At 68.7% G+C, this 22282-nt stretch carries 20 protein-coding genes and 1 tRNA gene; 12 read left to right on the top strand and 9 right to left on the bottom strand.

Going from position 1 to position 22282, the window contains the following annotated elements:
- Window positions 1-125: 125 nt before the first annotated feature.
- Window positions 126-386 (bottom strand): hypothetical protein, encoded by a 261-nt coding sequence (locus NKG96_RS03680; protein ID WP_254537107.1) that lies wholly within the window; start codon window positions 384-386, stop codon window positions 126-128.
- A 124-nt stretch (window positions 387-510) separates the two neighbouring features.
- Between NKG96_RS03680 and NKG96_RS03675 the strand changes: the two genes are divergently transcribed.
- The 3 genes from NKG96_RS03675 (at window position 511) to NKG96_RS03665 (ending at window position 2277) form a co-directional block, all read left to right on the top strand.
- Window positions 511-939: a 30S ribosomal protein S12 gene (locus NKG96_RS03675; RefSeq protein ID WP_254537106.1), complete on the top strand. Its 429-nt coding sequence runs from the start codon at window positions 511-513 to the stop codon at window positions 937-939.
- Window positions 939-1559, top strand: coding sequence for a 30S ribosomal protein S7 (locus NKG96_RS03670; RefSeq protein WP_254537105.1), 621 nt, complete (start codon window positions 939-941; stop codon window positions 1557-1559). Before NKG96_RS03675 ends, NKG96_RS03670 begins: the two co-directional genes overlap by 1 nt.
- Before the next feature lie 157 nt (window positions 1560-1716).
- Window positions 1717-2277: a hypothetical protein gene (locus tag NKG96_RS03665; protein WP_254537104.1), complete on the top strand. Its 561-nt coding sequence runs from the start codon at window positions 1717-1719 to the stop codon at window positions 2275-2277.
- Between the two features lie 83 nt (window positions 2278-2360).
- Here NKG96_RS03665 and NKG96_RS03660 read toward each other — a convergent pair whose 3' ends face one another.
- Window positions 2361-3113, bottom strand: a complete 753-nt coding sequence (locus tag NKG96_RS03660) for a DUF5781 family protein (protein WP_254537103.1) — start codon at window positions 3111-3113, stop codon at window positions 2361-2363.
- Window positions 3114-3201: 88 nt separating this feature from the next.
- On the opposite strand from NKG96_RS03660, the gene NKG96_RS03655 reads away from it, so the two are divergent.
- On the top strand, window positions 3202-3843 hold the full coding sequence (locus NKG96_RS03655; RefSeq protein ID WP_254537102.1) for a J domain-containing protein: 642 nt from the start codon (window positions 3202-3204) through the stop codon (window positions 3841-3843).
- A 181-nt stretch (window positions 3844-4024) separates the two neighbouring features.
- The gene (locus NKG96_RS03650; RefSeq protein ID WP_254537101.1) at window positions 4025-6211 is read left to right on the top strand and encodes an elongation factor EF-2; all 2187 of its coding nucleotides are present in this window, start codon (window positions 4025-4027) and stop codon (window positions 6209-6211) included.
- A 389-nt stretch (window positions 6212-6600) separates the two neighbouring features.
- Here NKG96_RS03650 and NKG96_RS03645 read toward each other — a convergent pair whose 3' ends face one another.
- The 3 genes from NKG96_RS03645 to NKG96_RS03635 all read right to left on the bottom strand — a co-directional run bounded on the left by NKG96_RS03645 (window position 6601) and on the right by NKG96_RS03635 (window position 10930).
- Window positions 6601-7707 carry an aminopeptidase gene (locus NKG96_RS03645; RefSeq protein ID WP_254537100.1) on the bottom strand — a complete coding sequence of 369 codons (1107 nt, stop codon included), beginning with the start codon at window positions 7705-7707 and terminating at the stop codon, window positions 6601-6603.
- Window positions 7708-7771: 64 nt separating this feature from the next.
- Window positions 7772-10399: a valine--tRNA ligase gene (locus tag NKG96_RS03640; RefSeq protein ID WP_254537099.1), complete on the bottom strand. Its 2628-nt coding sequence runs from the start codon at window positions 10397-10399 to the stop codon at window positions 7772-7774.
- A 138-nt stretch (window positions 10400-10537) separates the two neighbouring features.
- A complete protein-coding gene (locus NKG96_RS03635) occupies window positions 10538-10930 on the bottom strand; it encodes a hypothetical protein (protein ID WP_254537098.1) in 393 nt (130 codons plus the stop codon).
- Here NKG96_RS03635 and gnd point away from each other — a divergent pair.
- The 4 genes from gnd (at window position 10823) to NKG96_RS03615 (ending at window position 14604) form a co-directional block, all read left to right on the top strand.
- Window positions 10823-11944, top strand: coding sequence for a phosphogluconate dehydrogenase (NAD(+)-dependent, decarboxylating) (gnd, locus tag NKG96_RS03630; protein WP_368409274.1), 1122 nt, complete (start codon window positions 10823-10825; stop codon window positions 11942-11944). The genes NKG96_RS03635 and gnd overlap by 108 nt on opposite strands.
- Window positions 11945-12267: 323 nt before the next feature.
- Entirely contained in the window at window positions 12268-12858 is a 591-nt protein-coding gene (locus tag NKG96_RS03625) for a 2Fe-2S iron-sulfur cluster-binding protein (protein ID WP_254537096.1), read from the top strand.
- 136 nt (window positions 12859-12994) lie between these two features.
- Window positions 12995-14485 (top strand): MATE family efflux transporter, encoded by a 1491-nt coding sequence (locus tag NKG96_RS03620; protein WP_254537095.1) that lies wholly within the window; start codon window positions 12995-12997, stop codon window positions 14483-14485.
- Window positions 14486-14531: 46 nt separating this feature from the next.
- A tRNA-Arg gene (locus NKG96_RS03615) sits at window positions 14532-14604 on the top strand.
- 338 nt (window positions 14605-14942) lie between these two features.
- On the opposite strand, the gene NKG96_RS03610 is transcribed toward NKG96_RS03615, so the two are convergent.
- Complete coding sequence (locus NKG96_RS03610; RefSeq protein ID WP_254537094.1) at window positions 14943-16199, bottom strand: hypothetical protein; 1257 nt, start codon at window positions 16197-16199, stop codon at window positions 14943-14945.
- Between the two features lie 144 nt (window positions 16200-16343).
- On the opposite strand from NKG96_RS03610, the gene NKG96_RS03605 reads away from it, so the two are divergent.
- On the top strand, window positions 16344-17354 hold the full coding sequence (locus tag NKG96_RS03605; RefSeq protein WP_254537093.1) for a mechanosensitive ion channel family protein: 1011 nt from the start codon (window positions 16344-16346) through the stop codon (window positions 17352-17354).
- A 9-nt stretch (window positions 17355-17363) separates the two neighbouring features.
- On the opposite strand, the gene NKG96_RS03600 is transcribed toward NKG96_RS03605, so the two are convergent.
- Window positions 17364-18332, bottom strand: a complete 969-nt coding sequence (locus tag NKG96_RS03600; protein WP_254537092.1) for a diacylglycerol/lipid kinase family protein — start codon at window positions 18330-18332, stop codon at window positions 17364-17366.
- Window positions 18333-18435: 103 nt separating this feature from the next.
- Here NKG96_RS03600 and NKG96_RS03595 point away from each other — a divergent pair, with 103 nt between their 5' ends.
- Together NKG96_RS03595 and NKG96_RS03590 are read left to right on the top strand one after the other, a co-directional pair.
- Window positions 18436-19161: a profilin-fold protein gene (locus NKG96_RS03595; protein WP_254537091.1), complete on the top strand. Its 726-nt coding sequence runs from the start codon at window positions 18436-18438 to the stop codon at window positions 19159-19161.
- A 74-nt stretch (window positions 19162-19235) separates the two neighbouring features.
- Window positions 19236-19418, top strand: a complete 183-nt coding sequence (locus NKG96_RS03590) for a hypothetical protein (protein WP_254537090.1) — start codon at window positions 19236-19238, stop codon at window positions 19416-19418.
- Here the strand turns inward: NKG96_RS03590 and NKG96_RS03585 are convergent, their stop codons facing one another.
- Complete coding sequence (locus NKG96_RS03585) at window positions 19419-20402, bottom strand: mRNA 3'-end processing factor (RefSeq protein WP_254537089.1); 984 nt, start codon at window positions 20400-20402, stop codon at window positions 19419-19421.
- 66 nt (window positions 20403-20468) lie between these two features.
- Window positions 20469-22193, bottom strand: coding sequence for an ATP-dependent DNA ligase (locus NKG96_RS03580; RefSeq protein WP_254537088.1), 1725 nt, complete (start codon window positions 22191-22193; stop codon window positions 20469-20471).
- Between the last annotated feature and the right edge of the window lie 89 nt (window positions 22194-22282).

The following is a 22282-nucleotide window of genomic DNA, read 5'->3' as shown; positions in this document are numbered from 1 at the left end:
CCGCTGGACCGCGGAACCCGATTCCCGTTGCGATGTATCGCACGAGGAGCGACCACTTTGCGGGGGACGGCTCCGGGGACGTGACTGCTACGAGGAGCGGCGGGGTTGGTTCGGGAGTCGGCGCGTCAGCCGCGACGGTAGCTCCGGACCGCCGCGAGGACGGCGGCGACGACCGTTCCGACGAACGCGAGTCCCGAGAGGCTGAGGAGGATACCGACGAGGACGCCGGACATCCCGTCGTCGCCCATGGTGACGGTCACGAGGAACGCGAGGGCGAACGTCCCGAGGATGAACACGCCGGCCCGGATGAGCATCGCGGTCCCGAGCGAGGAACTGGCGTCGGCGGGGCGGGAGTCGACGGCCCCGTCGGAGGATGCGTTTGCCATGTCCGCCCGGTACAGGGTGGAGATACAAGAGCGTTCGGAGACGGAACGGGTGTCGACGCCTCGCACGGGCGAGTCGCGTCGAAAAGGGAGCCTTAAGTAGCTCGGTCCGGTAGCTCGCGCTACTATGGCGAACGGCAAGTACGCCGCGCGGAAGCTTCAGAAGGACCGCCAGAAACACCGGTGGTCCGACTCGAAGTACGCGCGTCGCGCTCGCGGGCTCGGCAAGAAGTCGGACCCGCTCGAAGGGGCCCCGCAGGGCCGCGGTATCGTACTGGAGAAGGTGGGCATCGAGGCCAAACAGCCCAACTCGGCCATCCGGAAGTGCGTCCGAGTCCAGCTCATCAAGAACGGCAAGCAGGTCACCGCGTTCTGTCCCGGTGACGGTGCCATCTCGTTCATCGACGAGCACGACGAGGTCACCATCGCCGGTATCGGTGGGGCGAAGGGTCGCGCGATGGGCGACCTCTCCGGTGTCAACTACAAGGTCGAGAAGGTCAACGGCGTCTCCATGATCGAACTCGTCCGCGGGAACGCGGAGAAACCCGTCCGATAATGTCCGAGTCCGAAGCACCCGAGCCGGAGCCGCCCGCCGGCACCGACGACGAGGAGGAGACGGTCGACGCCCTGCTGTTCGGTAAGTGGGACGTCTCCGACATCGCGTACTCCGACCCCTCGACGCAGCGCTACATCACGGTCTCGCCGGTCGCCCACACGATGGGCCGCCACGCGAACAAGCAGTTCAAGAAGAGCGAGATCAGCATCGTCGAGCGGCTCATCAACCGCCTCATGCAGACCGAGGAGAACACGGGCCAGAAACAGCGCACCACGCGCATCGTCCGCGAGGCGTTCGACATCGTCCACGAGCGCACCGACGAGAGCCCCGTGCAGGTGCTCGTCCAGGCCGTCGAACACAGCGGCCCCCGCGAGGAGACCGTCCGCCTGAAGTACGGTGGCATCTCCGTCCCGAAGGCCGTCGACGTCGCCCCCCAGCGCCGGGTCGACCAGGCGCTGAAGTTCATCGCCGAGGGCACCCACAGCGCGTCGTACAAGACGAAGACGAGCGCCCCCGAGGCGCTCGCCCGCCAGCTCATCGGCGCCGCGGACTACGACGTGCAGACGTACGCCATCAACCAGAAAGAGGAGAAAGAGCGCGTCGCCGCCGCCGCCCGGTAACCTCGCGAGACCGCTCGCGACTCTCTGTCTACTCCCGCGGCCACCGGGATCCCCCGTCGCCGCGGCCTCTCGTCGTGCCACGTGAGCCGACGCGCCGCCGTGTGGGAAATCGACACACGCGGCGGGCTTATGACTCCGGCACCCCAAGTCGAAGCCGATGACAGAACTCCGTGACGACGTACTCGACGAGGCCGGCCAGCGGAGCAAGTACCTGACCGCGAGGGAACTGCTCTCGCTGGTCGAACGCCACCACCCACACGAGGGGGCGGGCGTGGACCGTGAGACGTTCGAGGCGTACGCCGAGGGCGTCGCCGACCGCACCGCGCGGTCGACCGACGAGTTCACTGGTCCCCTCTCGGACGGCCTCACCACGTCCGACCGATGGGGCGGCGGGGAGGCCGTCTACGACCTCGGCGACGACCGAATCAGCGTCTACCCGCGCCACTGGCACGAGACGCTCGGCGGCGTCACCGACCCCCGCGAACACCTCCAGTTCCTCCTCGGCGAGGTGGACGACTACGGCAAGAGCGTCCCCGAGTCCACCCTCCTGCACCTCGTCACCGTCGTCGGGGGCGTGGGGTACGACGAGGCGAAGGCGACCCTCGAGACCCTCCGCGAGGAGGGCGCGGTCGTCGAGGACGCCGACCAGCACCCCGACGCGAACGTCTACCTCTCGGAGGAGGACGCGGGGCTGGCGGACGACAAGGACGTCCAGTAGTCGACCGGTCGCTCGGTTCTTCCCCCGTCCCGGTCGCAGAGGCCGGTGATGACGAGCGGGTCGGGTGAGGACGAGGGGAGCGGTCAGTCCGCGGCCTGTCCGGTGTTGACAGCGTACGCACGGGTCACGTCGACCAGCGCCTTGCGGTACTCGCTCGTGTCGGGATCGTCGACGAGCGACTTGAAGCGGTGTTTGAACCCCGCGAGCGAGACGCCGGGGGCGTCGTCGGCGGCCGCGTGCGCGAGGTCGTAGAGGCGGTGGTCGGGGCCGACGAGGTCGTGTCGCTCGACGAGTGCCAGCGCGAAGGCGGCGTTGACGGCGGTTATCTCGGGGTCGGCGGCGGCGGTGCGGCGCTGCCAGCCCTGGGGGGCCTGCGCCGGTCTGTCCGCGAGGGCGGCTGCGAGGCTGGCTTCGAGGAACGCGACGAGTTTGTCGGCGGGGGCCACGTCGAGGGTGATGTCGTCCGCGTAGATGTCCTTCATGTGGTTGGCGATCTGATAGCAGTGCGAGAGCTTCCGTCGCTCCACGCGCTGACCGGCGAGCGCGAGGTAGAGGGCCTCCTCGGTGGACTGCACGTGCGAGGGGTGGTCCTCCTCGTTGCGGCGCATGTGGGCGTACTCGTGGAGGGCGAGTTCGCGGGCCATCGCACTGGAGGCGGCCTGCGCGGAGATGTTCAACACGTGGTGGTCCGGGTAGTGCGCGGTGTAGGTCCGCTCGTCGGGGTCGGCTCTGACGCGGACGCGGACGGGCATCGAGAGGTCGTGTTCGGTCTCGAACAGGTCACGGGCGCTCAGAAACGGCTCCGCGGGCGCACCACCCAGCACTCGAACGTCCATGCTGTAGTGTACCACGGTTGCGGGGCGTATGACTCTTGTGTCGGTGAGCGCCGAGAAGCTTAGGTGACGAGGGCCGTGATAGACGGCTGTGAAGGGTGCGTGGTTCCTCGTCGTGCTCTCGGCGGTCCTGGCGGGCCTAGCGGTGGTGCTGGGCGCGGCGGGCCTCGGGGGACACGGTCCGGCACTCCCCGTCGCGTTCGCGTGCGCGCTCGCGAGCTACGCGCTCTGGCGGGTCGGCCGGGACCGCATGATAGCCCACATCTACGCGGACGTCGGCGAGGCGACGTTCGAGGACGACGGCGAGGCCGCCGACCCCGAGGACTGGCACCGCGAGGGTTTTCGCTACGCCGACGTGGACCCGGGCGGGTGGGACGACTGGTGGGAACCGAGCGACGTCGACCCCGAGGCGTCGTTCTTCGACGACGAGTTCTGGCGCGAGTGGGAGCGCTCGCGCGAGGAGCGAGCCCGGAGCGACGACCGGAGAGGTGACGGGACCCGGCGGGGTGGCGACCGAGCGACCGGCACGCGGACCGACGGGAGCGGGAGTGCCGAGACGGTCGACCGGGCGACTGCGGCGGCCTGCGAGGTCCTCGGCGTGGACCCGGACGCCGGCGAGGGGGAACTGCGACGCGCCTACCGACGCCGGGTCAAGGAGACCCACCCCGACCGTGGGGGGAGCGAGGCGGCGTTCCGGCGCGTCAAGGAGGCCTACGACCACCTCCGGGAGTGAGTCGGGCCGTCGAGCGTCCCCCGGGACGGGACCGCACGGTAAGCGGGTCGGGACCGACCGAAATCGTGCCGCTCAGCGCCGGTGACGACCAGGTCCGCGTGACCGCTCCGGTTCCGGGCGTGTGCGCGCTCACTCGGCGGAAACACTACCCTTTTCACTACGCTGTCGGTAGAACACGGTAATGGGCCGACGTAAGAAAATCGTACAGGAATGTGAGAAGCTGATGGACAAGCCGGAGCAGATCCGGAACATCGCCATCGCGGCTCACGTCGACCACGGAAAGACGACACTTTCGGACAACCTCCTGGCCGGTGCCGGGATGATTTCGGACGAAACCGCGGGCCAGCAGCTCGCGATGGACACCGAGGAGGACGAACAGGAACGCGGCATCACCATCGACGCGGCGAACGTCTCGATGACCCACGAGTACGAGGGGAAGAACCACCTCATCAACCTCATCGACACGCCGGGCCACGTCGACTTCGGTGGCGACGTGACCCGCGCGATGCGCGCCGTCGACGGTGCGCTCGTCGTCGTGGACGCCGTCGAGGGCGCGATGCCCCAGACGGAGACGGTGCTCCGGCAGGCGCTCCGCGAGGGCGTCAAGCCCGCGCTGTTCATCAACAAGGTCGACCGCCTCATCTCCGAGCTCCAGGAGGGGCCCCAGGAGATGCAACAGCGCCTCCTCAAGGTCATCCGCGACGTCAACGACCTCATTCGCGGCATGACCGAGGACATGGACGACGTCGGCGACTGGACCGTCAGCGTCGAGGAGGGCACCGTCGGCTTCGGATCCGCCCTCTACAAGTGGGGCGTCTCCATGCCGTCGATGCAGCGCACCGGGCTCGACTTCGGCGACATCATCGACATGGAGCGCAACGACCAGCGCCAGGAGCTCCACGAGCAGACGCCGCTGTCGAACGTCGTCCTCGACATGGTCTGTGAGCACTTCCCGGACCCGCTCGACGCCCAGCCCCGTCGTATCCCGCGCATCTGGCGCGGTGACGACACCTCGGACGTCGCAGAGCAGATGCGCCTGGTCGACGACGACGGCGAAGTCGTCCTGATGGTCACCGACATCGGCATCGACCCCCACGCCGGCGAGATCGCCGCCGGTCGTGTCTTCTCGGGCACCATCGAGAAGGGCCAGGAGCTGTACGTCTCCGGCACCGCGGGCAAGAACCGCGTCCAGTCCGTCGGCATCTACATGGGTGGCGAGCGCGAGGAGGTCGACCGCGTTCCCGCGGGGAACATCGCGGCCGTCACCGGCCTGCGCGACGCCATCGCCGGCTCGACCGTCTCCTCCATCGAGATGACCCCCTTCGAGTCCATCGAGCACATCTCGGAACCGGTCATCACGAAGAGCGTGGAGGCGAAGAGCATGGACGACCTCCCGAAGCTCATCGAGACGCTCCGTCAGGTCTCGAAGGAGGACCCGACCATCCAGATCACCATCAACGAGGACACCGGGGAGCACCTCATCTCCGGGCAGGGTGAACTCCACCTGGAGGTCATCACCCAGCGTATCGAGCGCAACCAGGGCATCCCGGTCGTGACCGGCGAACCCATCGTCGTGTTCCGCGAGCAGGTCACCGGGGCCTGCGACACCGTCGAGGGCATCTCGCCGAACCGTCACAACCGGTTCTACCTGACCGTCGAGCCGCTCTCGGAGGACATCGTCGAGAAGCTCCGCCTCGGTGAGGCGTCGATGGACATGCCCGAACTGGAGCGCCGCGAGGCGCTGCAGGAGGCCGGCATGGACAAGGACACGTCCCAGAACGTCGAGCACATCCACGGGACGAACATCCTCATCGACGACACGAAGGGGATTCAGCACCTCAACGAGACGATGGAACTCGTCATCGAGGGCCTCGAGGAGGCCCTCGACGACGGGCCGCTGGCCGCCGAACCGGTCCAGGGGACGCTCATCCGTCTGAACGACGCTCGCCTCCACGAGGACGCCATCCACCGCGGTCCGGCGCAGGTCATCCCCGCCGTCCGCGAGGCCGTCCACCGTGGTCTCATCGCCGCGCGCGTCAAGCTCCTCGAACCCATCCAGAACGTCCGCATCGACGTGCCCAACGAGCACATGGGCGCCGCCTCCGGCGAGATTCAGGGTCGCCGTGGCCGCGTCGACGACATGTATCAGGAGGGTGACCTCATGGTCGTCGAGGGTATCGCGCCCGTCGACGAGATGATCGGGTTCTCCTCCGACATCCGCTCGGCCACCGAGGGTCGCGCGTCGTGGAACACGGAGAACGCCGGGTTCCAGGTCATGGCCGACAACCTCCAGCCGGAGACCATCATGGCCATCCGCGAGCGCAAGGGCATGAAGACGGAACTGCCCGAGGGCGTCGACTACTTCTAGAACGTCCGCAACAGCGCTTCTCTCGTTCTTTCATCCCACCCGGAGCGACGGCTCCATCGCTCCGAGCCCTCAAGTAGCGTGACGGGACCACACACCCCGTGGTCTGAGAGCCGCCACGGGGAACGGAGCGGGTGTGCGACGCCACTCCCCGTGGAGAGCGGTGGCGTCGCCTGTTCGCTTTCGCCCTAGTTCGGCGGCGAGGAGAGCGTGGAGATTCGCGCGTTCTCCTTCAACTGGAGGGCACCGTCGTGCTTCGAGTGTCGGAGCGAAAAGCGCTAAGCCCCGTCGTGGTGCTCTGGCGGTCGAGAGCGACCGCGTCGGCCGGGGTTCGGAGGCACTCCCTGCTCGCGGGCCGCTCCGTTCCAACCCAGTCGGACCGCGATGCTCGCTCAGCTCTCGCTCTCGGAGAACCCCACCTCCCACCGGAACCGACCGTTCCGCTGGACGACCTCACCGTCTACCTCCATGCGCGAGTCCCCGCTCACATCCGTGATGAGGTCGACGTGAACCGCCGAGTCGTTGCCCGTCTCGCCCTCGGGGACGTTCGAGTCGTACGACCGACCGAGCGCGAGGTGGACGGTGTCGCCCATCTTCTCGTCGAAGAGGATGTTGTCCGTGAACCGGTCGATGCCGCGGTTCATCCCGACGCCGAGTTCGCCGAGCCGCCGGGCCCCCTCGTCGGTGTCGAGGACCTCCGCGAGTGCGGCCTCGCCGGCCTCCGCCGCGTAGTCGACCACCTCGCCGTCCTCGAAGGTGAGGCGTGCGTTCCGGACGTGCCTGCCGTTGAGCGTCATCGGCACGTCGAACAGCACCGTCCCCTCGGTGTCGTAGGGGGCCGTGAACACCTCCCCGGAGGGGAGGTTGTGGCTGTCGTAGGCGACGCTCGCGGCGCTGTTGACCGCGATGCGGTCCTCGATGGACATCGTGATATCCGTACTCTCCTTGACGAGTCGGACTTCGCTGCCCGCGTCGAGGATCTCCTTCATCCGCTGCATCTCCTCGGCCAGGGACTCCCAGTCACGGAGGATGGCCGCGTACGCGAACTCCTGGTACTCCTCGAAAGCCATGCCGGCCTGCTGGGCCAGCGAGCGGTTGGGGTGGACCGTCGCCACCCAGTCGGTGTCGAGGCGGGCCTCGTGGACGCCCATGCGGGCCTTCGAGTACGCCTGCCGGATGTCACCGTCCACGTCGGCCATGGCGCTCGTGTTGCGCCCCCCACGAAGCGAGAGGACGCTGTCGGCGTTCTCGTACAGCGAGAGCGCGTGGTCGGGGTCCTGGTCGAACTCGCCGTCGTGGGAGGAGAGGTACGACCGCTCCATCTCGCCGGAGCGATAGACGGTGACGGGGTTCGCGCCCTTCTCGCCGAGTTGGGCGGCGACCGCGACGCCCAGTTCGTGTGCGTCCTCGTCGACCTGTACGACCACGTCGTCGCCCGCCTCGATGCGGGCGCTCCACTCGACGAGGATGCGTGCGTGTTCGTGGATGCGCTCGTCCATACCCGGAGGCGGACGGGGAGCCACAAAGAGGGGTCGGTGTCGCGTGGAGTACCGACAGTGCCGGTCAGCCCTCGTAGATGAGGACCGTCGCGTCGTCCAGTTCGAGGACGACGACCTCCTCGCCGCTGGCCGCACGCTGTTCTTCGAGGACGTCGAAAGCGTCCGTGTCGAGCGAGACCGTCTCGCCGTCGACGTCCAGTTCGAGTTCGTCGGCCATGTCCTTCTGGGCCTTCAGTTCGCCCGGGTCCGTCGATTCGAGCGCCGCGATGACCGCCCCCGCCCGGTCGCGGAACTCGGGGCCGATGGTCGCGTGGTCGGGGTCGACGCCGACCGGGACCATCTCGACGTTCGGACGGCCCGTCTCGACGTACACCGGGGCGTTGACGGCCCCGGAGAGGTCGTACGTGTCGAGTGCGCGGTCGGCCTCGTCGGGGAACACCTCGACGCGTTCGAGTTCGGCGTTGAGCGCCATCCCCTGCTCGGACTTCCACCCGCGGATGCGACTGGCGACGTCGGCGACGAGTTGGCCGCGGACGTCCGCCCCGTCCGCGTCGAACTCGGTCGCCGGCCACCCGGCGACGTGGACGCTCCCCTCGGTGCCGGGGAGCGCCGAGTAGGCCTCCTCGGTGAGGAAGGGCGCGAACGGCGAGAGCATGCGGAGCGACGCCGTCAGGACGGTGAACAGCGCGTGTCGCGCCGCGTTGCGCTCGCCCGGGCGACCTTCGTAGAGGCGCCCCTTGATGAGTTCGAGGTAGTCGTCGGCGAGGTCGTGCCAGACGAACTCCCGAATCTCGCGGAGGGCGGCGTCGAAGCGGTACTCGTCCATGTGGCTCTGCACGTCGTTCGCGACCTGTGCCGACCGTGCGAGAATCCACGCGTCGGCGTCGCGGTACGCCGGGTCCTCGACCTCGGGAGTCCGCTCGTCGACGTGGCCGGCGGCGAACTTCGTGATGTTCCAGAGCTTCGTCAGCAGGCGGGAGGCCGACTTGACCTCCTTCCACTGGAACTGGATGTCGGCACCGGGCTGGCCGCCGAGGGCCATCGCCTGCCGGAAGGCGTCGGCGGAGTACTCGGAGACGGCCTCCTCGGGCGCGACGGAGTTGTCCCGCGACTTCGACATCTTGTAGCCGTCGTCGCCGAAGACCATCCCGTTGACCAACGCCTCCTCCCACGGAATCTCCTCTTCGAGCGCCGCGGTCCGGAGGATGGTGTAGAACGCCCACGTCCGGATGATGTCGTGGCCCTGTTCGCGCAACTGGACGGGCGAGAACGCCTCGTCGGGCCAGCCGTTGACGTACATCGCGCTGATGGAGGAATCCATCCACGTGTCCATGACGTCCGTCTCGCCGTGCCAGCGGTCGCCACCGCACTCGGGACACTCGCCGACTTCGGGGTCCTCCTCGGTGGGTTCGACGGGCAGGTCGTCCTCGCGTGCGATGTACGGTTCGCCGCAGTCACCACAGAACCACGCCGGGATGGGGGTGGCGAACACGCGCTGGCGGGAGATGACCCAGTCCCAGTCCATCCCCTCGGTCCACTCCTCCAGTCGGGTGTACATGTGCTCGGGGATCCACTCGACCTCCCGGGCGTAGCTGAGGATCTCGTCCTGGTCGACCCGGACGAACCACTGTTCCTTCGAGAGAATCTCGATGGGGGTGTCACACCGCCAGCAGGCGCCGACGGACTGTTCGAGTGGTTCGGTGTCGTTGAGGTAGCCCTCCGATTCGAGGTCGGCGGCGATTTGCTTCTTGGCCTCGTCGACGGTGAGACCGGCGTACTCGTCGGCGAGGTCGTTGAGGCGGCCGTCCTCGGTGAACACCGCGCGCAGGTCGAGGTCGTACTCGGCCCACCACGTCACGTCCTGTTTGTCGCCGAACGTACAGATCATCACCGCGCCCGTCCCGAAGTCGCCGTCGACGTCGTCGTCGGCGAGCAGTTCGACCTCCTGGCCGAACAGGGGCACCTCGAAGGTGTCGCCGATTCGGTCCGCGTAGCGTTCGTCGTCGGGGTCGACGGCCATCCCGACGCAGGCCGCGAGCAGTTCGGGGCGGGTCGTCGCGATCTCGATGTCGTCGTTCCCGACGCCCTCGAAGGTGACGTAGTGGAGGGTGCCCTCGCGGTCGATGTTCTCGACTTCGGCGTCCGCGATGGCCGTCTCACAGCGCGGACACCAGTTGACGGGGTGTTCGTCGCGATAGACGTAGTCGGAGTCGGCCATCCGGACGAACGAGCGCTGGGTCTCCCCCCAGTACTCGGGGTCCATCGTGCGGAACTCGTGGTTCCAGTCCTGCGAGAAGCCGAGGACGTCCATCGTCTCGCGCATGGAGTCGATCTGGTCTTCGGTGTGCTCGATGCACAGGTCCCGGAACTCCTCGCGGGAGACGTCGTGGCGGTTGATGCCGTGGTTCTCCTCGACCTTGACCTCGGTCGGGAGGCCGTGGCAGTCCCACCCCTGCGGGAAGAGGACGTCGTCGCCCTTGAGTCGGTGGTAGCGGGCGGCGAAGTCCATGTAACACCACCCCAGCGCGCTCCCGATGTGGAAGTCGCCGGTGGGGTACGGCGGCGGCGTGTCGATGACGTAGTCGGGGCGGTCCTCGTCGTCGGTGTAGGCGTAGAGGTCGCTGTCGCGCCACTCGTCTCGCCACTTGCGCTCGATACGGTCCGGGTCGTACTCGTCCGGTAGGTCGGTCATGGTCTACTGAATCTGCTGGATGCGGTCGGTCGCCTGCGGTGCTCTGAGAGAAGGAGCTTACACACGTACTACTGGCGACCGGTACATAGGAGAGCGTAATCGAGTGGATAGGATAAATCTTCGTGTCCTCGGTCGCCGTCAGAGGCTCAGTTCGGTGAACTCGATGTCGTTCGCCAGCATGTACTCGCGGAACTCCGTGACGATGCCGGAAAGTACGCCGAAGATGCCCCGGTCGAACGCGGCGACGACCACCTCCTCCTCGATGAACCCGGTGAACAGCACCTTGGTGTCGGCGACCTTGATTATCTGGGTGACGTTCGTTGCGTCCATCTTCGACTCGTAGGCCTCCTTGGCGACCAGTTCGAGGAGTTCGGAGTCGACCTCCGCCCGGCGGTGGTCGGTCCACCTCAGGTCTGCCCTGAGGTGGAGCAGGTCCTGTTCCCGAGTGTCGGGGTCCACCCGGACGAAGTAGCGAACCAGGTCCCCGGCGTGATCCGTGACGATGGCGCACATGTTGTCCGCGTAGTCCATGCTTCCGAGAGTAAATCTCCTCAAATCAACCTTCCGGAACGTGGTATCCCGGCCCTCACAGGCGGGCGGAACCACAACCACTACCTCCCCGCACCCGGACTCGCGGGTATGCAACTGGGAGTCGTCGGTCTCGGACGGATGGGGCGTATCGTCGCCGACCGCGCCATGGACGCCGGCCACGACGTGGTGGCCTTCGACGTGGACGAGTCGGCCGTCGACTCGGCCGCGGAGGCGGGTGCGACGCCTGCGCTCTCGCTTCCCGAACTGGCCGACGAACTGGGCGAGGAGAAGCGCGTCTGGCTCATGGTCCCGGCTGGCGACGCCGTGGACGCCGCCCTCGACGAACTCGCACCCCACCTCGACGCGGACGACGTGGTCGTCGACGGCGGCAACTCCCACTTCGAGGACTCGACGCGCCGCGCCGAGTCCTGCGAGGTGGCCTACCTCGACTGCGGCACCTCGGGCGGTCCCGCCAGCGCTGAGGAGGGCTTCTCGCTGATGGTCGGCGGTCCCGAGTGGGCCTACGACGAACTCGTGCCCGTGTTCGACGCCGTTGCCACCGGTCCCGACGGCCACGACCGGATGGGTCCCGCCGGGTCGGGCCACTACGTGAAGATGGTCCACAACGGCGTCGAGTACGCCCTCATGCAGGCCTACGGCGAGGGCTTCGAACTGCTCCACGAGGGCCGCTACGACCTCGACCTCGAAGCGGTCGCCCGGACGTGGAACAACGGCGCGGTCATCCGGTCGTGGCTCCTCGAACTCTGTGAGGAGGCGTTCCGCGAGGAGGGGTCCTCGCTGGGCACCGTCGCCGACCGAATCGAGGGTGGCTCGACGGGCACGTGGACGGTCCAAGAGGCCCTCGAACAGGAGGTGCCCCTCCCACTCATCTACGCCGCCCTCGCCGAACGGTTCGGCTCTCGCTCGCCCGACGAGGGGCGCTTCTCGCGCCGCCTCGCAAACCGACTCCGGTACGGGTTCGGTCGCCACGAAGTGCCACGGATGGAGGAGTAGACGAAGACAGTTCGGCGCGGTGCGGAGGCGGTCGGTCGCGGTCGGCGGGGCGGTTCTTCACCTACGACCCGCCGCGAGCGAGTGAAGCGAGCGAGCGGGCCGAGGAGTGACCGAAGGGAACGACGAGGTTTTTCGTCCTCTCAGAACCGCTCCGCGGTTCTGGGTGCCTGCGAGACGCGGAGCGTCTCGCAATGCAGGTTTTGCCAGCGAGCCGGCGGGCGACCGCTGAGCGAACGCGAAGCGTGCCGCCCGCCCGCGAGTGCAGCAAAACGTGGGGCGGGGTAATCACAACGCTGTTATGCCACCCTTCCCAACCGCTCAGCATGGTAGACGTACTGGGAATCAGCGTCGGGGCCACGCTCGTTCTCATCGTGGTCGCGCTGCACTTCTCCCGGGGGACCGAGTGGCAGCCGGCCGAGGACATCTCCGAGAAACTCCTCGAACGGCGTGCCGCGACGGTCCCCGAGACGGACTTCCCCGAGCCGATGAACCGCTCCATCGGCGGCGGCGCTGCCGCCGCGGGTGCGGTCGCCGCCGGGGGCGAAGCGGGTGGCGAACTGGAAGAGGGCGAGGCCGAGGCGGCGGACGACGACGACCCGTCGGCTATCCCGGACGACGAGGCCGAGACCTTCGAGATAGAGTTCGTGAAGGAGGGCCAAACCATCGAAATCAAGGAGAACGAGACGGTGCTCGACGCCGGTGAGGACGAGGGCTGGGACCTGCCCTACGCCTGCCGGCAGGGCCAGTGTATCTCCTGTGCCGGCCACATCACGGACGGCGGCCACTCCGAGGACTACATCAAACACCACACGAACGAGATGCTCGGCGACGAGGAGATGTCGGAGGGCTACACGCTCACCTGCGTCGCCTACCCCATCTCCGACTTCTCCATCGAGACGGGCGAGAGCCCGTAACCGGTCACCTCCGCTCTTTCGTTCTTCGGGGGTTCCGACCGTCCCCGACGCTCGCGTCCGGCACGCCCACGCGACACACACTCACAGTAGGCCTATAGTACCCCAGTCGCCTTCTCAGAGACGGTGAGTCCCCGCAGTGAGCAGTTCCGGTCCCACAGAGAGTAGTATCACGGAGGGCGGGCTAGCGAGGCCGCTGTTCGCCCTCGCCTGGCCCATCGTCGTCACCGAACTCCTTCAGGTGGCGTACAACCTCGCCGACACCCTCTGGCTCGGCCGCTACTCGGCGGCCGCCGTCGGCGCGATGAGCCTCGCCTTCCCGCTCATCTTCCTCCTGCTGTCGGTCGGCGGCGGCTTCACCGTGGCGGGGAGCACGCTGGTCGCGCAGTACACCGGCGCGGGCGGCGGCGAGTCGGCCGGCAAGGTGGCCGGACAGACGCTCTCGTTCGTCACGCTCTTGGCGATAGTGCTGGGCGCGCTGGGGTACGTGGCGACGGGGCCGATGCTCGGCGTGTTGCCGACCGACCCCGAGACCGCGAGGGAGGTCGTGCCGCTGGCGGCCGACTACATGGAGGTGTTCTTCCTCGGGACGCCGTTCCTGTTCGGCTTCTTCGTCTTCTCCGCGCTGATGCGCGGCTACGGCGACACCCGCACGCCGATGCTCGTGATGGTGCTGTCGGTGACGCTCAACGTCCTGCTCGACCCCGTCCTCATCTTCGGGTTCGACGGGAACCCGCTGTTCGCCATGCTCGGCCTCGGCGGTCTGCAGGCGTCGCTGTTCGCCGCGACGGGGTACGTCGGGTCGGGCGTCGAAGGTGCGGCGCTCGCGACGCTCCTCTCGCGGGTCGTCGCCACTGCCGTCGGCCTCTATCTCATCTTCTGGACGGACCTCGGCCCGGACGTCGAACTGGCCCACCTGTGGCCCGACGGCGAGACGATTCGCAAGATCGTCTCCATCGGCACGCCGAGCGCCCTCGAACAGTCGACGAGTGCGCTGGCGATGATCACCCTCACCGCGATGGTCGTCACGTTCACCACGCCGGTGGTGGCGGCGTACGGCCTCGGCAACCGCCTCATCTCGCTCGTGTTCCTCCCCGCGATGGGACTCGGCCGGGCGACCAACACCATGGTCGGTCAGAACCTCGGGGCGCGCAAGCCCGACCGCGCGGAGCGCGCGGTGGGCCTCGCGGCGGGCGTCGGCGCGAGCGTGATGCTCGTCGTCGCCGTCGTCGCCTACCTGTTCGCCGAACCCATCGTCTCGGTGTTCATGACCACCGGGACGCAGGACGCCGTCGAGACCATCCGCCACGGGACGGAGTACCTCCGCATCCGGACCGTCGAGTTCGCCTTCATCGGCGTCCTGCAGGTCCTCCTCGGGGCGTACCGCGGCGCGGGCAACACGAAGACCGCCCTCGCGTTCTCGCTGGTCGCCCTCTGGGTCGGCCGCGTCCCGACCGTCGCCTACCTCGCGTTCGTCGCCGAGTGGGGTCCGACGGGCCTCTGGACCGGGATGGCCCTCGGCAACGTCGTCGGGGCCATCGCCGCCGGCGCGTGGTTCCTCCGCGGGACGTGGAAGGAGACGGTCGTCGAGGAGTCGCCCGCCGGCGGGACCGTTGCGGCCGAGGACTGAACCGAACGACAACCGTTATACCGCTCGCTCGGATACCTGTGGGCAAGGGCTCGTAGCTCAGTGGACAGAGTGCTTGGTTCCGGACCAAGATGTCGCGGGTTCAAATCCCGTCGAGCTCGTGATTCTGTCTCGAACGAAGTGAGAGACGAATCACTGACCCGGGCGGGATTTGAAGCAGGGAGCGAACGGAGTTCCCGCGAGTGAAGCGAGCGGAAGCCAGTGAGACGTGGGGCGTCTCGCGCGGTGAGCGACCGTGGTTCCACCCCCTTCCTGCCCGTTTCGTTCCGCTAGATCCTCGTTCCGAGACAGGAGCCGGCACACTCCTCCGAGAGTTCGGTATCCCACGCGGCGCTCACGACTCGGTTCCCCCCACGATTGGCGATTCCCCGTAGGGAGACACGGCCCTAGCGGTGACCTCCGGAGTCGAGGGAGCCACCGGCGAGTGACCCGGCGTCCCTCAGAACCGGACGGTCCACGCCTCGCCGAACGGAACGAGTCGGAAGCTCTGCGTCGACCCGAACCCGCCCGCACTCGTCGTCGCTCCCAGCGTCTTCGTCTCGCCCGCGTCGAACGCGGCTTCGAACGTGGCGTCCGCGAGCCAGTAGGCCCCTTCCTCGGACTGGAGTACCCCCCGGAAGGTGCCCGGTGCGCCGGTGTTCGTCACCTCGAAGCGCACCTCGAACTCCTCGTTTTCGGACACCTCCTCGGGGACGTCCGCCGACTGCAGTTCGAAGGCGGGTACCTCGACGGGGGCGACGTCCCCGAACGCCCACTCGAACTCGGGCGGCGTGTTCGAGGAGTCACGCTGAACGGTCAGCGAGAACCCCTCGGGGACTCGTTCGACGGGGATCTGCGCCACGAGGAGGGTGGAGGCCGTCTCGCTCGGGCCGAGCCGCCGCCAGTCGTCGATGAGCGACCCGTCGAACTCCGAGAGATCACGCGCGTCCCCCGGCGGTTCGTGGTACAGGTCGCCGCCGGCGACGGCCACGGACTCGCTCCGGAAGGTCACCCGCTCGGTTCCGACGTTCTCTATCCCCAGTTCGAAGACCGCCAGCACCTCGCCCGACGGGGCGGAGTGGACGTCCGTCGTCCGGTCGTCGCCGGCGTACGTGACCGTGGTGAACACCGAGTCCCGGAGCGTCACGCCCGCTACGGTCACGTCGAGTCCCTCCTCGACCCGGAGCGACTCGCCGGGCGACGCGGTGAGGGGGGTAACCGAGACGGTGGTCTCGGCGTCGGTCCCGTCGACCGCGAAGGTGTAGTCGTCGGCGTACTCGACGGTCAGGTCGTCGAGGGCAACCGTCGCGGACGACCCGGCGGCGACCGTCGCCTCGAACTCCTCCTCGTACTGCAGGTTGCCCTCGGTGACGGCGACGGCCCCCTCGTAGGTCCCCTTGGTCCCGCCGGTGTTCTCGACGGTGACCGACAGCGCGAACGTCTCGTCGATGGCGACGGCGTCCGGCCCCTCGACGACCGGCGTGGCGAACGCGGCGGGTTCGGGGGTGCCGGTCGACGTCCGCGTCTCACTCGAGTCGGTGCTCCGCTCCGGGGTCGACTCTCGCCCACCGGAGGGGTCGGTACCGCCACACCCCGCGAGGGCGGATGCGAGGGCCGCCCCCGACGCCGCGAGGTACCGCCGGCGGGTCGGGGCTGGACGGGTCGGTCGGCGAGTCCGCCGCGAGGGGGCCGACTCGGACGTGTCGTCTTCGGACATGGTCTGCGGGTTTCGGCATCGTCCCCTTAACACATTTGGTTCTGAGAATGTGAGTGTTTTCGACACGCCGCGTCGGAAGGGGCAGCCTTCGACTTGCCACTGCCACACCGATGGTAATACCACCGGCGCGAGTGACCCCTACCAGTGGCCGTCCCGAACGCTTCCACGACAACCGCTCCACTCCCGACGAACGCACAGACGGACCCCGCAAACGGCACGGGTAACGACTCGGGCAACGACTCCGGGTCCGGCATCGACCTGAACCCCGAGGAGGTCGGCCCCGTCGGCGAGTCCCTCCGTGACCTCGGCGTCCCGTACGCGGAGGCGGTCGGTGGGGTGGTCACGCTGGTCGTCGTCGCCGCCGTCGTCTACCTCCTCGGGCGGGCGGTCCTCGTCCCACTCGCCCGTCGCGGACTGGACGCCCGGGGGGTCGAGGGGGACGCCCAGCGACCCCTCCTCCGCATCCTCAGACTGGCTGTCGGCTTCCTCGCGTTCGCCGTCGGGTTCGCCGTCGGTGGGTACGGCAGCCTCCTCGCGTCGTTCACCACCGTCGGCGCGGCGGCGACGCTCGCGGTGGGCTTCGCCCTCCGGGACCTGCTGGCGAACTTCGTCGCCGGCGTGTTCATCTTCGTCGACCGCCCCTTCCGGGTGGGCCACTGGATCAAGTGGCCCGCGAGCGGTGACCTCCCGAACGAGGGCATCGTCACGGACATCTCGCTTCGCGTGACGCGCATCCGCACCTTCAACAACGAGATCATCACCGTCCCCAACTCGAAACTCACGCAGAACGAGGTGCTCAACCCCACGGCCCGCGACAAACTCCGCATCAGCTTCACCTTCGGTATCGGCTACGAGGACGACATCGAGCGGGCATCGGACATCATCGTCGAGGAGGCCATCGCGCACCCGGATATCCTCGAACACCCCGCCCCGGCGGTCCAACTGAGCGAGAACCCCCTCGCCGACTCCTACGTGGGCCTCGTCGCCCTGTTCTGGATTTCGAACCCCAACCGTCGGGACTACCTGACGGTCCAGAGCGAGTACGTCAGGGCGGTCAAGGAACGCTTCGACGAGGCGGGCATCGACATCCCCTACCCGCAGGTCGACCTCTCGGGGAGCGTGGCGACGCGACGCCTCCCCGACGAGGGTGTCTGAAAGGGACGGTCAGGTGTCGCCCACGAACGGGTCGTAGTCCGGGCCGACGCAGACGCGGAGGGCCGTGGGGTAGGTGTGCAAGTAGAGGCCGTCGTGCGAGCGCAGTTCTCCGTCGAGGCTGAAGTCGATGTCGTCGCCCTCTCGCGAGGCGATTTCGACCTGACTCGCCTGGAAGTGGTGAACGTGTTCGGTGTCCTGTCCCAGCAGTCGGTGGGCGATACCCTCGGCGACGACGTTGCTCGTCGGCATCTGCTCGATGACGACGACCTCGAACCGGCCGTCCTCGATGTTCGCCTGTCCGCCCTCGCCGGTGAACCGTCGGACGTTCCCGACGAGGGTACAGAGGGCGTCGCCGGACCACGTGCGCTCCTCGCCGTCGACGACCAGCGAGAGGTCGATGTGGAGTCCGTCGAAGGTCGCCATCTCCTGTATCCCGCTGATGACGAACGCGAGCGACCCGAAGCGCTCTTTCATCTCGTCGGTGGCGCCGACGCTCGCGTCGGCCGGGAGACCGGCGATACAGGACATCACGAACGGTTCGTCGTCGTCGGTGACACCCACGTCGAGGTAGCGGCGGGCGCCCGTCTCGACCACGCCGAAGGCCTGTTCGGCGTCGTGGATGCCGAGGTTCGACGCGAAGATGTTCTCCGTCCCGGTGGGGACGACGGCGAGCGTCGTCGTGTCGAGGGCGTCCGTCCGGGCGAGGCCCTGGACCACCTCGTGGACCGTGCCGTCGCCGCCCGCGGCGGCCACCACGTCGGCGCCCTCCTCGGCGGCGATTTCGGCGAGGTCGACGGCGTGGCCCGCCCACTCCGTCTCCTCGACGTGGTAGCCGTGTTCCTCCGCGAGCGCCCGGACGTGGTCGGTGTGGTCGGCGGTTCCGCTGGTCGGGTTGAGGACGAGCCACCGCTCGCGGTCTGCCTGCGGCGTCGTCATCGGGTCGAACAGGTCCGCCGACGGCCCGTTCGTCTCTCCCATACCCGTACTCCCACGTCGAGGGCAAAGAGTCTCGCCCTCGCCGGCGACCCGTCCGACCCCGCGTCCAGAGGCGTTATCCGCTCGCCACCCCTCGGTTCGAGGGATGACAGAGGGGACGGAGACGCCGGTGTCGGGGGCCGAGGACGCCGCCGCGGAACGCGACGAGGTGGTGGCACGGATGACCGAACACGCCGGGGAGATGGCCCGCGAACTCGCCTTGCTGGACGGCGGGGACTACGGCCAGCGGTCGTTCAGCACCGACCGGGGCAAGTGGACGCTCAAGTACGAGGCGGGGGCCGTCCAGTACCTCCGATTCGAGGGGAAGTCCGGGGGGGAGACGTACGTCGTCTCGACGCACCGCCCGCCGGACCCGGAGGCCCTCGCCCGGGCGAGGGCCGACTACGACGCGTTCGTCGAGGCGTTCAACGACTACGTCGAGTCCCTCGATGGACTCTTCGACGACGCGGCCGACGAGTTCCCCGAGGTGGCCTCCGCGGAGTCCGTCGTCGCGGAACGCGACCGCATCGCGGGTCGGATGCGCGAGGCGGCCGACGCGATGGCCGGCGAACTCCACCGCTTCGGGGGCGACGAGTACGGGACGTACGCGACGCGAGTGGGCGGGACCCGCTGGGAACTGAAGTGGGAGCGCGACCGGGCGTCGTACCTCCGGGTCGGCGGCGAGGGCGGCGTCTACCTCCTCTCGCAGTACGGCCCCGCCTCGGCCCCCGACGTGCGCGCACTCGCCGACGACTTCGCCGGGTTCGTCGACGCGTTCAACGCCCACGTCGACGCACTCGACGCGGACCTCTCGCGGGTCACCCTCGACTGAGCCGGAGCGGTGTGAGAAGACGAGGGCGTCCGAGGGGAACAGATAAGTTCTCGTACGAGAGAGTGTCACGTATCATGGGGCTCGCAGACGACATCGACGACATCCTGAGCGACGGCGCGCCCACCGGCGACGAAGGAGTGGTTGACGGGCGTCGGGTTCGGTGTACGGCCTGCGGGGCGGAGCGGACGACCACGGACCCACCCGCGGAAGTCGTCTGCGACGACTGCGGCGCGACGGCCTGCGAACCCGCAGAGTAGTCAGAAGTCGCCGAGCGAGGTCTGGTTTCGTTTGAGCGTCCGCGACGTGTACCCCTCGCGCGCCAGGTGGGTGGCGAACTCGTCGGCGAACCCGTGGTGGGTGTACACCACCTCCGGGTCGACGGCCCGGACGAGGTCGACCAGTTCGCGGAAGTCACAGTGGTCCGAGAGGACGAACGTCTCGTCGTAGTCGCCCCGGTACCGGAACGACTCCTCGACGGCCCACCCCGAGAAGCCCGCCTTCACCGCCCCCGTGTTCCGCGCGATGTGGTCGACGAAGCGCAGGTTGTTCGTCTGCGTGGGGAGGACGAGGGCGTCGCCCGGCCCCAGTTCCACGTCCTCCGTGTAGCGTTGCGCGCCGAAGTCCACGTCGAGGTGGGCCTCGACCACCTCGTTGATTCGCGCGACGGCCCGCGTGACGAACAGGCGAGACCGGTCGGAGCGCCCGACGAGCGACTGGAGTTTCTGGGCGCGCCCGAGCGAGTAGCCGAACAGGAGCACCGGGGCGTCCGTGTCGTCAAGCCAGTCGACGATTTCGGCCTCGAGCGCCGACTGCTCGGGGAAGACGTACTCCGGTTTCCCGTAGGTCGTCTCCACGACGAGGGCGTCGGCGGGGACGGGGTCGAACCCCGTCAGATAGTCCCGGTCGCGCGTGGAGACGTCGCCCGTGTAGAGCAGTCGCTCGCCCGTGGCCTCGTCGGTGACCAGCGCTGCCGTCGACCCGGCGACGTGCCCCGAGGGGAGGAGGTCGATCGCGGGGTGGCCCGCGACCGAGAACGCGGCGTCCTCGCGGCGGGCGCGCGCGAGGTCCGCCGTCAGGGGCGAACAGACCACCTCGTCGGGGGCTTCCCGGAAGAGGTGGTCGCCGTGGGCGTGGGTGAGCACGTTCACGTCGCCCGTCGGCCGGTTCGCGTCGGCCACCACCGTCTCGCCGGACGAGCGGTCGAACTGGATGCCGTCGCGGTATCGGACCGTCTCCTGCACCCGTGAACCGAGGGGCCGGAAGGGTATGGGCGTTGTCCGCGCGTCGGCGTGCCGTCCGGGGACGGCTCACGCCGACTGTGACTCGTAGCGGTCGGTGACTCGGTCGAGGGTGTCCGCGTCGGTGGGCGCGAGGTCCTCGCGCACTCGCAGGAACCGGGGGAAGCGCAGCGCGAACCCGGAGTCGTACTCGGTGGAGGCCTGTATCTCCTCGTACTCGATTTCGAGGACCACCTCGGGTCGCACGTCGAGGATGGGCCCCTCCCGCCCCTCGACCAGCGGTTCGAGGCGCGCGGTGAGGGCTTCGAGTTCCTCGTCGGTGTAGCCCGTCGAGAGGCGGCCCACCTCGCGGAAGGCGTCGGCCTCGGCGTCGTAGCACGCGAGGAAGAGGCGACCGAGGTAGTCGCTGCGCCGCCCGCTGGAACGCTGGGCGCGCGGGACGACGAGGTCCAGCGTCTCCATCGTCGGTTTCACCTTCATCATCGTCCCGACTCGCCGCCCGGGCTGGTAGGTCGCCTCCAGATTCTTGAGCATCACCCCTTCGTGGCCGGCGTCGACCGCCTCGCGGTAGAACGCCTCGGCGTCCGCCTCGCCCCCGGGCCGGACGTGGGCCGCCCGCTCGATGTCCCCCGGGACCGGGTCGAGGACCGCGTCCAGTCGGGCCAGTCGCTCGTCGAGGGGGGCGTCCAGCAGCGACTCGCCGTCGACGACGAGGCAGTCGAAACAGTAGAGCGCCACCGGTATCGCCTCGACCAGTTCCCGGACGTCGTGTTCGCGCTTGATGCGCCGGGAGAACTCCTGGAAGGGGACGGGCCGGCCGGTGTCGGGGTCGACGCCGACCGCCTCCCCGTCGAGGATGCAGGCGTCGGCGCTGACGCCCTCGCGGACCGCCGCCACGAGATCCGGGAACTGCGCGGTGACGTCGGCAAGGCGGCGGGTGAACACCCGCACCTCCTCGCCTCGCTTGTGAACCTGGACCCGCGCGCCGTCGTACTTGTGTTCGAGGAGGGCGCTCCCCGCCGGGGCGACGGCGTCGACACCCGCGGCGAGCGAGTCGGCCTTGCGCGCCAGCATCGCGCCGACGGGCCGGAACAGTTCGACGTCGAGGTCGGCGAGGCCCGTCTCGCCCGCGTCGCGGGCCGTGGTCGCGACGACGCGGAAGTCGTTGGTCACCTGGTGGGCGCGTTCGACCGACGCGACCGCCCCGTCGGGCAGGTCCGAGACCGAGTCCGGGTCCGTCGGGTCGAGGTCGGTGAGGAACGCCAGCGCGATGGCGTCGCGGACCGTCCCCTCACCGACGCCGACGCGCAGGTGGCCGAGGGTGGTGCGGACGACGTAGCGCGCCTCCTCGGGGTCGGCACGCGACAGCAGGTTGGCGACGGCGTCGACGCGCCGGCCCTGGCTCCCCGCGCCCTCGTAGCCCGCCGTCTCGCGGAACGTCTCGACCACCGACCGCACGTCAAGCGGGGTCGAGAAGAGCGTCTGCTGGGTGGCGTTCTCGGCGGCGCGGGCGGCGGCGTTCCCCAGGTCGCCGCTCGCCTCCTCCCACGCGGCGACCCGGTCCGCGTCCACGCCCGTCGCGCGCACGACGGCGTCGGTGGCCAGACTGGACGAGACGCCGAGTTCGTCCGGTTCCCACGCCGCGAACACGCTCCCGCGGACGAGCGTCACCAGCAGGGGAAGGTGGTCGGCGTCGGCGTCCGCGAACGTTCCCGCGAGGATGGCCGTCTTCTCGTTGTTCGACGCCGTCGCGTCGAGGCGGCGGTAGACGTCGACCAGCGCGGCGTACTCCATCGCCGGAGAGAGGAGCGCCACGGGGGAAAATCCCTTCCCGGCACCGTCCGGGACGACCGGGCGGAGGGCGCGCACGATCGATTCGGTGC

It is taken from the genome of Halomarina litorea (assembly GCF_024227715.1).
Lineage (GTDB): Archaea > Halobacteriota > Halobacteria > Halobacteriales > Haloarculaceae > Halomarina > Halomarina litorea.
This window is presented reverse-complemented; position numbering and strand designations above follow the sequence as displayed.